Source organism: Micromonospora yasonensis (assembly GCF_026013475.1).
GTDB lineage: Bacteria > Actinomycetota > Actinomycetes > Mycobacteriales > Micromonosporaceae > Micromonospora > Micromonospora yasonensis.
The window spans coordinates 1-9,897 of sequence record NZ_JAPDPH010000248.1 but is presented as its reverse complement, the minus strand read 5'-3'; the positions used below and the strand labels follow the sequence as shown (position 1 = coordinate 9,897).

The window sequence follows — 9,897 nt, the reverse complement described above, 5'->3', positions numbered from 1 at the left end:
TGTCAACCCCGTCGACATCACCACGAGTTCGGCGAGCCTGGATCTGGTCGCGGGGCAGGCCGCGCCGGTCACGGTCACGGTCACCAGTAACCTGACCGCCACCACGACCACGACGGTGCGGGCGGACGTTCCGTCCGGGTGGACAGCCGGCGAGCCGCAGTCGGTCACGCTCGGTGCCGGCGAGTCCAAGACCGTCACGCTGTCGGTCACCCCGGCTGTGGATGCGTTCGGCAAGGCCACGGTCACGGTGTCTGCGAAGGGTGAGTTCGCCACGGTGAGCCACACCCTGCCGGCCGTTGTCAGCAAGCCGGTGGCGGTGGTCGGCAAAGCCGACGCCAGCACCCGGGAGTTCGCGTTGAGCCCGGACCGATACAGCGCCTACCCAACGACGTTCCCCAACGACATCAACTTCACCGCGGGCGTGAGTGACCCGGCCACCACCTGGAGTTACATCCAGCCCGGCCCGGCCGACACCTGGGCGGGGGGCAAGCCACACACGTTCCGGCTGACCTTCAACCTCCCCGAAGCGCCGAGCGCTGACCTGACGTTCACCGCCTGGCTGTACGACTCCCACGACGCCGCCCCGCCCATGCTCCAGGTCGGGCTCAACGCCACGACCGTGGGCACCGTCCAGACCCCGGCCGGCGCCGGCCGGGGCCACCGGTGGGCCGACGGCATCAAACCGTCCACGGTGAACGTGGCCCTGCCCGCCGCCAACCTCAAGGCAGGCGACAACACGATCACCATCACCACCAGCAGCGGATCGTGGATGGTCTACGACGGACTCGGCGTACGACAACTCCCCGTGAGCTGAACAACAACAACTGAATGCCCTTTCCTCCGCCGAACGCGGCTGCCGACCAACGTCGGCAGCCGCGTTCGGCCGAGCTTCTGCCCGGAGATAGATGTCGGCCCTACCACCCACCGGAACAGGCCCAGGCCGGAGCCGTCAGGGCTGACCTCGGCGAGCGATCCGTGGACGGATGCCTTGGCGCGTACGGACCTGCGGTACTTGTCGTGGTCGTACGCGCGGTCGGCGAACACCTGATCGGGGCCACGCCGGCCTCGTACCGGCGGGATCTTGTCGATCAGCGAGAGCAGTTCGGTTGCCTCCGGTCAGCGACACGGCCAAGGGGATGCCAGCCGGCGCGATCCACGGCGACTGCTCACCACGCCACACCCTCACGTAACGGCCGGACGCATCCACGTCGATCGGGGTCGGCGTGGCCGCGGGTCCCGGCATGTCGGAAGGCGTACGCCCCGAACCTCTGTTGGTCTCCGCCAGCTCGTGACTGACCTCCAAAGCTGCCCATCCCCCTGCACGTGTCGCCGTACAAGGGATGGTTCCGCGCCGCAGACCGACGGCGTATCGCTCGTGGACGGGCCACTCACTCGTATCCGATGCCAGGCGCGGCCGGCGCTCGCACCATCCCGTCCGGGCCGACCGCCGCCTCACGGACCACCGGATTGCTGTAGATGAGGGACTCGTAGTACGAGGTGTTGGGAATGGCCATGCACAGGTGTGCGTTGACGATGCCTGTTCCATGGACTTCGGCGCGGAGCTGGAAGCTGTCGGCGAGGTGCGCGATCCGCATAGCGCCGGTGATGCCGCCCTTGTACTGCGCGCTGGTCCGCACGTAGCCAGCCGCGCCGGCGACGATGAAGTCCGCGACATTCATGTGCGCGCCGTCGGAGGTCTCGGCGACCAGCAAGGGAACGTCGACCCGTTCGGCGAGCCGCCGATACGCAGTCACGCTGAACTCACGCATCGGTTCCTCGTACCAGGTGTAGCCCGCCTCCGACAGCGCCCGCCCGACGTAGACGGCATCGGTGAGGTCGAAGCCCGCGGAGCCGTCGTACATCAGAGGGACCGCGTCGCCGACGTGTGCCCGCAGCTTCTGGCACAGCTCCGCGTCCGCGCGGGCGTCGCCCCAGGCGTGGAGCTTGATCGCGGGGTAGCCCGCCTCCAGGCACTGGTCGGCGACGTCGAGGTACTCCTCCACACTGGAGAAGGTCACCGTGCTGGCGTAAGCGGGAATGGCGTCACGGTAGGTGCCGAGCAGTTGATGAACGGGAAGACCGGCTGCCTTCCCGGCCAGGTCCCACAGCGCGATGTCGACCAGCCCCAGCGCATATATCGGAAGCTCCTCGATCCGGTCCAGCTCCCACAGGCGATGCCACAGGAGTTCCCGCCACAGCGGATCGCGGCCGATCAGGTCGTCACGGATACGGCGCTTCACCAGGTCGGCCACGATGAGTCCGCGTCGCGTGTGCGCTTCGCCGGTCTCGCCCTCGTCGGTGTGGATACGCAGGATGCCGCCGACTGCCAGCCCCTCCGAGCCGGGCAGTCCGGCGCGCCATCGAAAGGGCGGCTGGGCCGGCAGATCCACCAGGTCCAAGGTCACGTCAGTGATTCGCATGCTGTCCTTCGCATCGGGAAGAGCGGTGCCCGCCAGGAGGCATAGTCAGAGGGGGAAGAGGCGGTGGCGGATCTCCTGCTTGAACTGCTGCGACGTCATGTCGATGTGCTCGGCCATCAACATCGCGGCCTGTTCCTCGTCACCCCCTGCGATCGCCGTGGCGATCGCCAGGTGCTGCCTCGCGGCCACCACGGTTGAGCCGCCCGCGACTCCCGCCAGCCCGATGACATTGACCTGCCGCTGGAGCCGTTGCACGGCGTCGACGCTTGCGGAGAAGAACATGTTCGACGCCGCGACGCCAACCGCGCCATGGAACATCTCGTCGGCCCGGCTGAACGCTTCGATGTCGTTGCGTTCTGCCGCATCCGCCGTCTGCTGTGCCGCTTCGCGCAGCGCCTTCACCTGCGTCGGGGTGGCCCGCTGCGCCGCCATACGTGAGGTGGTGATCTCTGCGAAACGACGGAACTCGAACATCTCGTCCACCTGCTTCAGATCGGCCGGTAGGAAGTGGGAGAACGACTCCCGCCACAGGGCACCGTCCGGCTCGGCGACATAGATGCCGCGACCCTTCTGCACGGAGATCCGCCCGAGAGCGGAGAGGATCTTGAGTGCTTCCCTGACGACCGTCCGGCTCATCTGCACGGCTCCCGCCAGGTCCTTCTCCGTCGGGAGGCGAGCACCGGGCTGGAGGCGTTCTTGGACGATGTACTCGAGGATCCGCTCCGCAGCGATCTCGTATCCAGGTCGATAGTTACCCGCCGCACTCGATGGCTGCGCAACGGGTGACGACGGGTCTGACCGCGCCACCGCTCCCCCATTCCCCTACTGGCCGCTGGTGCCGGGGGCGAACCCGCCGCGGACACCCTACGAACTCGATGCTTCCGATCTATCGAGCCCGGTCCGCTCAGTACATCAGATCTACAGGGGTTGACGCAATACGACCCCGCATCCATACTCGTGCCACTCGAGATGACACACCCCACCACCAGCAACGTGCTCGTCGAGCGCTCCCGAGGCGGCGTTGGCCGATGCCCAGACGCCAGCACGCGGGGGTGACGCATCCCCAGGTGGTTGTCAAAGAATCTGATACATCGTGTGGAAGCCTGAGACCGGAAGAGGTGCTTGTATGCGCAATAAGACAGTCGCCTGGTCGGACCCGACGCCTGGCGGGGTGCGCCGGAGGTCGGTGATCGCGGCCGTAGGCATGGGCCTGTTGCTCAGCGCGACGGCCTGCGGCAGCGGGGATTCACCCGGCAACGAGAAGGTCGAACTCAGCTACCGCATCTGGGACAAGAACCAGCAGCCGGCCATGCAGCAGATCATCGACAAGTTCCAGGCGGCGAATCCGAACATCAAGGTCACCATCCAGCTCACGCCGAGCGCGGAGTTCTGGACGAAGATGCAGGCCGACGCGACCGCCGGCAGCGCGCCGGACGTGTTCTGGATGAACGGTCCGAACGCCCAGTTCTACGCCTCCAACGGGGTGCTGCTGCCGTTGTCGGACGAACTCAAGAGCAACGGGGTCGACCTTGCCAACTACCCGGAGGCGCTGACCCGCATCTACAGCTATGAGGGCAAGCAGTACGGCATCCCGAAGGACTTCGACACCATCGGCCTCTGGTACAACAAGAAGCTCTTCGACGCCGCCGGGGTCAAATACCCGGACGAGACCTGGACCTGGCAGAACGTGGCCGACGCCGCACGCAAGCTGACCAATGAGTCCAAGGGAATCTACGGGATCGCGGCCCCGCCGTTCGGCCAGGAGAACTACTACAACACCATCTTCCAGGCCGGCGGATACGTCATCTCCCCCGACGGGAAAACCTCAGGCTACGACCAGCCAGCCGCCATCGAAGGGTTACGGTTCTGGACCGACCTGATGAAAGCCAAGGCCTCCCCCTCCCTGAAGTCGATGACGGACACCTTCCCCGCCCAGACGTTCCAGTCCGGCAAGCTCGCCATGTACTACGCGGGCTCCTGGGACGCGGTCGCGTTCGCGAAGGACGACAACATCAAGAACGACATCGACGTCACCGTCCTGCCGAAGGGGCAGAAGCAGGCCGTGGTGATCCACGGCCTGGCCAACGTCGCGTACGCGAAGACCAAACACCCGAAGGAGGCGATGAAGTTCCTCGCGTTCCTGGGCTCGAAGGAAGCCGCCGACATCCAGGCGAACACGGGCACCGTCATCCCCGCCTTCACCGGCACCCAGGAAACCTGGGTCAAGTCCATGCCCCAGTACCACCTGCAGTCGTACCTGGACGAGCTCGCCTACGCGGTGCCGTACCCGGTGTCGAAGAACACCAGCGCGTGGCAGTCCAAGGAGGCCGAGATCCTGGGGCCGGCCTGGTCCGGGGAGAAGGACATCGCAGTCGCCGCCAAGGAGTTGGCGGCGATGATGAACGCGGCGCTGCAGAAGGAACAGTGATGTCGGCGGCGGACACCCTGGCCGCACCGGCACGAGACTCCGGGAGCAAACCAGGGGGGCGCGCCATCCGGCGCCGCCCCCCTGGGGGGTCCGAGCAGGGGTGGGCGTACCTCATGATCGCGCCCATGACGATCGGCCTCGCGGTCTTCTACCTCTGGCCGATCGCCCAGATGTTCTACTACAGCTTCACCAAGTCGGGACCCTTCGGCGGGCAGACCTGGATCGGGACGGCGAACTACCACGCTCTGGTGGACGAACCGTCGGTTGTTCAGGCCGTCGTCAACACCCTGGTCTACACCGCCATCCAGCTGGCCGGAATCCCGCTCGCGGTCCTGTTCGCGACGCTGCTGAACCAACGCGGGCTGCGGGGGCGCTCGATCTACCGGGCGTTGTACTTCCTGCCCGTGGTCACCATGCCGGTCGCCGTCGCGATGCTGTGGCGGTGGATGTACAACGGAGACTACGGCGTCATCAACTACCTGCTCTCCATGGTGGGGGTACGCGGGATGCACTGGGCCGCCGACCCGTCCGTCGCTCTGTACGCGGTGGCGGCGATCGGCATCTGGATGTCGCTCGGCTACAACCTGGTCATCTTCCTCGCCGGCCTCCAGGGCATCCCGGCTGAGTACTACGAGGCCGCCGCGATCGACGGCTCCGGTGCGGCCCGGACGTTCCTCCGGATCACCGTGCCCCTGCTCAGTCCGAGCATCTTCTTCGCGACCATCCTCACCATGATCAACTCGCTGCAGATGTTCGACCTCGCCTACATGATGATGAGCACACCGAGCGGGGCCAGCGGAAACCCGGCGTTGCCGCGGGTCCGCACCATCGCCTACCTCTTCTACCAGAAGGCCTTCGTCGAACACGACCTCGGCTTCGGCGCGGCGATCGCCTTCGTCCTGCTCGGGTTCATCCTCGTGATGACGTTCATCCAGTTCCGGCTCCAGAAGAGGTGGGTGCACTATGGCTGACGGCACGATGCCCGGCCGGCGCCCGATGCGCCACGCGGGCAGGGTGGCGACCCATGTCGTGCTCATCGTCGGCGCGGTCGTGATGGTCGGACCGTTCGTCTGGCAACTGCTCACGTCGTTGAAGACGTTCAGCGAGACGACCCGCGTGCCGCCGACGTTCCTGCCGCGCCGCTGGCAGTGGTCCAACTACAGCCATGTCTTCGAGGTGCTGCCCCTCGGCGACATGTTCCGCAACACGGTGCTCATGACGGCCGGACGGACCCTGGCCCAGCTGGTGTTCTGCTCCCTGGCGGCGTATGCGTTCGCCCGCCTGCGTTTTCGCGGCAACAACCTGCTGTTCGGCCTGTTTCTGTCGGTGCTGATGGTACCGAGCCAACTGTTCCTGATCCCGCAGTACGTCATCGTCCAGAACCTCGGCTGGGTAAACACCCTGCCAGGCCTGATCGTGCCGGGAATGTTCAGCGCGTTCGGCACCTTCCTGCTCCGGCAGTTCTTCCTCGCGTTGCCGCGCGACATGGAGGAGGCGGCCCGCCTGGACGGCGCCAACCCGCTGCAGGTGTTCTGGCACGTCGCGCTTCCCCTGGCCCGACCCGGCCTGCTGGCCCTGACGATCCTCACGGCGCTCTGGTCGTGGAACGACCTCATGTATCCGCTCGTCGTCACCACCGACCCGGCCAAGATGCCACTCTCGGCCGGCCTGGCCACGCTGCAGGGCGAGCACTTCACCGACTACTCGATCCTCATGGCGGGTTCGGCCCTGGCGACCGCCCCGATGATCGTTGCTTTCATCCTCCTGCAGCGGCACTTCATCCAGGGCATCGCCTTCACCGGCAGCAAAGGCTAGACGGCGCGTTCCGAGCACTTGACGTGACCATCGAAAAACGGAAGGACCCTGGAATGCACGACATCAGGCTCGGCGTGGTCGGCCTCGGCGTACGCAGTGATCTCGCCGGCCTCGCGCACCGGCCGGGAATGGGCTCACGGGTGGTCGCCTGCTGCGACCGGGACCCGGCGGCGCTGTCCAGAGCCCGCGACCGCTTCGGCTCCGATCTGGTCACGGCGTCCGACCATCGGGAACTCCTCCACGCCGACCTCGACGGCGTGTTGGTGCTGACGCCGGACCACACCCACGAGTCGATCGGTCTGGACTTCCTCCGGGCCGGGATCCCGGTCTTCATGGAGAAACCCCTCGCGATCACCGCGGAGGGGTGTGACCGGCTCCTGGCGGCCGCCCGTACCCATGGCACTCGGCTGTACGTCGGGCACAACATGCGGCACATGCCCGTCGTCGTCGCCATGCGCGACCTGATCGTCAAGGGGGCGATCGGTCAGGTCAAGGCGATCTGGTGCCGGCACTTCGTCGGTCACGGCGGAGACTTCTACTTCAAGGACTGGCACGCCGACCGGCGTAACACCACCAGCCTCCTGTTGCAGAAGGGCGCCCACGACATCGACGTCATCCACTGGCTCAGCCAGGGCTACACCCGGCGGGTGAACGCCATGGGCGGCCTGGTCGTCTACGGGGACATCACCTCGCGCCGAGACCGGGCCGGAGAACGGATGACGGACTGGATCTCTCCGGACAACTGGCCGCCGCTCAGCCAGCGCGACCTGAACCCGGTCATCGATGTCGAGGACCTCAGCATGATGCACATGCAGCTGGACAACGGCGTCTTCGCCAGCTACCAGCAGTGCCATTTCACCCCGGACTACTGGCGCAACTACACCGTCATCGGGACCGAAGGACGGCTGGAAAACTTCGGCGACGGCGAAGGGGCGGTCATCAAGGTCTGGAACCGCCGCTCGGACTACCGGGCGGACGCGGACATCACGCTGCCCGTCCACACCCCGCAGGGCACCCACGGCGGCGCCGACCCACTGCTGGTACAGGAATTCGTGCAGTTCATCCGCGAAGGCGGCGCCACCATCACCTCCCCGGTCGCGGCACGTGAGGCGGTCGCGGCGGGACACGCGGCCTCCACCTCCCTCCGGGAGGGCGGTCGAGTCGTCGACGTCTCTCCGGTCGATCCCGCCGTAGCCGCGTACTTCGAAAACGGCCAGACCGAAAGCACCAGTCCCCCACCCCCGGCCCAGACCCCGGCGAACGGTAAGGAACCTACGGCGCAGGTCGGCGATTTCACCAGGATGTAGGTCAACCGGACTGGCCGGCCCTGGTACGAGGTCCGAGATCGGAATACCAGGTGGTCAGGTTCAGACGTGTGCTGTGCTGGCGAGGGCCGTCACGCTGTCAGTCAGCCCGGCGGCGAACACCTTCGGCAACGCCACGTCACGGTGGGTCGCGTCGAATGACTCTCCTCCGCTGACCAGTGCCCGCCGGCGACTGACAGCAGTCGGACGGCGGTGGTGGTGCGCAGGCAGACACCAGCAGGCGCGGATTCGCACTGTGCCCGGATCCGTACCGCCGCCTACCAGCCGTCCACGTGCGACGTGACGCCGCCGGCCGCCAGTCTCACCGCGGACGGCATCACGATCGCTACATCCAGCGGCCCATTGATGGTTCATAACGGGTTCGGCATACGTCGAATTCCGTGAGCAACGACTCAACGGAGAGTCGCCGGCAGAAGAAGGAGTTGATAGTGAGAAAAAGGCCCAGAAAGATCACGTCGCTGTTGGGTATCGCCGCAATGATCGGCACATCATTGCTGTTCGACCCACCCACGACGGCATACGCACAGCAGGCGGCGGGAGACGCTCCGTTCATCAACTCGTGGCTGGTGTCGGGTCCGTTCGATTCGCCCGTGGTCGACAAGACATATGAATGCGAAGTCGGCGAGCTCGTAAATTCCGCGCCCCGGGCATCAGAGATTACAGCGTCATCATCGACTCTTGCCGCGAATCCCGTTTCATATCTGGTCGATGGAAGCACCAGGAACCAGTGGGTGACGCAAAACGATTCCAGCCCATGGGTGAACCTCAGATGGAGTGAGCCCATCCCCATCAACGAGGTGCGAATCGCGCAGTGGGGCGACTCACGGCACGTCAACAATTGGTATCATCTCACATTCACCCTCGAGGACGGAAGCAAAGTAGAATCTGGAAGGGTTGACAGCACCTCGGCCAGCCCGTCCGAGCCCACTGTGCATTCCATGCAGTCCGGGTTGAAGAATGTGCTCGAGCTGAAGGTTGAGATCGACAAGGGGCGTGTTCCGTACCCGTCGATCACCGGAATTTCAGAAATAGAGGTGTATGACAGGCCGGTGCCGGTCGACGGGAAGACAGAGATTGTCCCAAAGATCGGCGAGCCGTTGAGCTTCGGTGGCGAAGGTCGGGAATGGGAATACTTCGACGACCGCATCTATAATCGAAACTACGACGATTATCAGGATCTCTACGGATACTATGCGGTCAAGAAGGGCGTCGACACGAGAAACAAGTACGTGTACGCACACACGTACGTCCACAGCCCGGCAGAGCAGCAGGCCTATTTCAACGTCGGGGCCAGCGGGTCGTACCGAATTTATGTGAACGACCGGTGTATGACGCCTCCGACCACACCTGTAGAAGTGCAGAAGGACCTGACAAGGCAAGCAGTCCAGTTGCACCAGGGCTGGAACAAGCTGATGATCCAGATCAAGCACACGTACACGGAGGACGTGAATTCAAACGGTGTGCCGGTCGCCCTGGATCAACATGTGGCCTATCTTGGGTTCTACGGGAGAGTGGCAGATCAGTACGGCAACAAGATAAGCGGTCTGACGAATTCGGTTACCGGGCCGTCCCAATCCTTGGAGATCGTTTCACAAGGCCTGTCGACCGACGACGCGATCAAAGCCCCGCTCCCGAAGAACAACATGCCGACCGGATACAAGGAATGGCCGTACGTCTGGAACAAGTCGGTAACCACCAACAAGTATGGCGTCAGTGCTTCGGCCTTCCAGTTCATGGCCAGCGGCGGCGCGCCAGGTTACACGTGGAAGATCGTCGACGGCAGGTTGCCTGATGGCCTGGAACTGAACACCGACGGCACCATCGCGGATGGACTGGTCGACGGGAAGGCTGAGCTTAACAGCACCAAGGGCATCATCAGCGTCAACACCAAACCGGGCGACTATGACTT

The 9,897-nt window shown here is 65.0% G+C and carries 8 protein-coding genes; 6 read left to right on the top strand and 2 right to left on the bottom strand.

Going from position 1 to position 9,897, the window contains the following annotated elements; all coding sequences use genetic code 11:
- Positions 1 to 814, top strand: an 814-nt coding sequence (locus ONA70_RS31345; protein ID WP_265010102.1) for a polysaccharide lyase family protein, incomplete at its 5' end; no start/stop codon positions are given.
- Positions 815 to 1,388: 574 nt separating this feature from the next.
- Here the strand turns inward: ONA70_RS31345 and ONA70_RS31335 are convergent.
- Both ONA70_RS31335 and ONA70_RS31330 read right to left on the bottom strand, forming a co-directional pair.
- Positions 1,389 to 2,420 carry an enolase C-terminal domain-like protein gene (locus ONA70_RS31335; RefSeq protein ID WP_265010101.1) on the bottom strand — a complete coding sequence of 344 codons (1,032 nt, stop codon included), beginning with the start codon at positions 2,418 to 2,420 and terminating at the stop codon, positions 1,389 to 1,391.
- A 45-nt stretch (positions 2,421 to 2,465) separates the two neighbouring features.
- Positions 2,466 to 3,227 carry a FadR/GntR family transcriptional regulator gene (locus ONA70_RS31330; protein ID WP_265010100.1) on the bottom strand — a complete coding sequence of 254 codons (762 nt, stop codon included), beginning with the start codon at positions 3,225 to 3,227 and terminating at the stop codon, positions 2,466 to 2,468.
- 319 nt (positions 3,228 to 3,546) lie between these two features.
- On the opposite strand from ONA70_RS31330, the gene ONA70_RS31325 reads away from it, so the two are divergent.
- From ONA70_RS31325 to ONA70_RS31305, 5 genes are all read left to right on the top strand, one after another.
- Positions 3,547 to 4,848, top strand: coding sequence for an ABC transporter substrate-binding protein (locus ONA70_RS31325; protein ID WP_265010099.1), 1,302 nt, complete (start codon positions 3,547 to 3,549; stop codon positions 4,846 to 4,848).
- A gap of 125 nt (positions 4,849 to 4,973) precedes the next feature.
- Entirely contained in the window at positions 4,974 to 5,819 is an 846-nt protein-coding gene (locus ONA70_RS31320) for a carbohydrate ABC transporter permease (RefSeq protein ID WP_265010098.1), read from the top strand.
- Complete coding sequence (locus ONA70_RS31315; RefSeq protein ID WP_265010097.1) at positions 5,812 to 6,663, top strand: carbohydrate ABC transporter permease; 852 nt, start codon at positions 5,812 to 5,814, stop codon at positions 6,661 to 6,663. Before ONA70_RS31320 ends, ONA70_RS31315 begins: the two co-directional genes overlap by 8 nt.
- Before the next feature lie 53 nt (positions 6,664 to 6,716).
- Entirely contained in the window at positions 6,717 to 7,970 is a 1,254-nt protein-coding gene (locus tag ONA70_RS31310) for a Gfo/Idh/MocA family protein (RefSeq protein WP_265010096.1), read from the top strand.
- 398 nt (positions 7,971 to 8,368) lie between these two features.
- Positions 8,369 to 9,897, top strand: a 1,529-nt coding sequence (locus ONA70_RS31305; protein WP_265010095.1) for a hypothetical protein, incomplete at its 3' end; no start/stop codon positions are given.

Excerpts from the sequence above, each read along its gene's own strand:
- ONA70_RS31315 (WP_265010097.1), top strand. The coding sequence starts at position 5,812 with ATGGCTGACGGCACGATGCCCGGCCGGCGCCCGATGCGCCACGCGGGC.
- ONA70_RS31325 (WP_265010099.1), top strand. The coding sequence starts at position 3,547 with ATGCGCAATAAGACAGTCGCCTGGTCGGACCCGACGCCTGGCGGGGTG.
- ONA70_RS31310 (WP_265010096.1), top strand. The coding sequence starts at position 6,717 with ATGCACGACATCAGGCTCGGCGTGGTCGGCCTCGGCGTACGCAGTGAT.
- ONA70_RS31320 (WP_265010098.1), top strand. The coding sequence starts at position 4,974 with ATGACGATCGGCCTCGCGGTCTTCTACCTCTGGCCGATCGCCCAGATG.
- ONA70_RS31335 (WP_265010101.1), bottom strand. The coding sequence starts at position 2,420 with ATGCGAATCACTGACGTGACCTTGGACCTGGTGGATCTGCCGGCCCAG.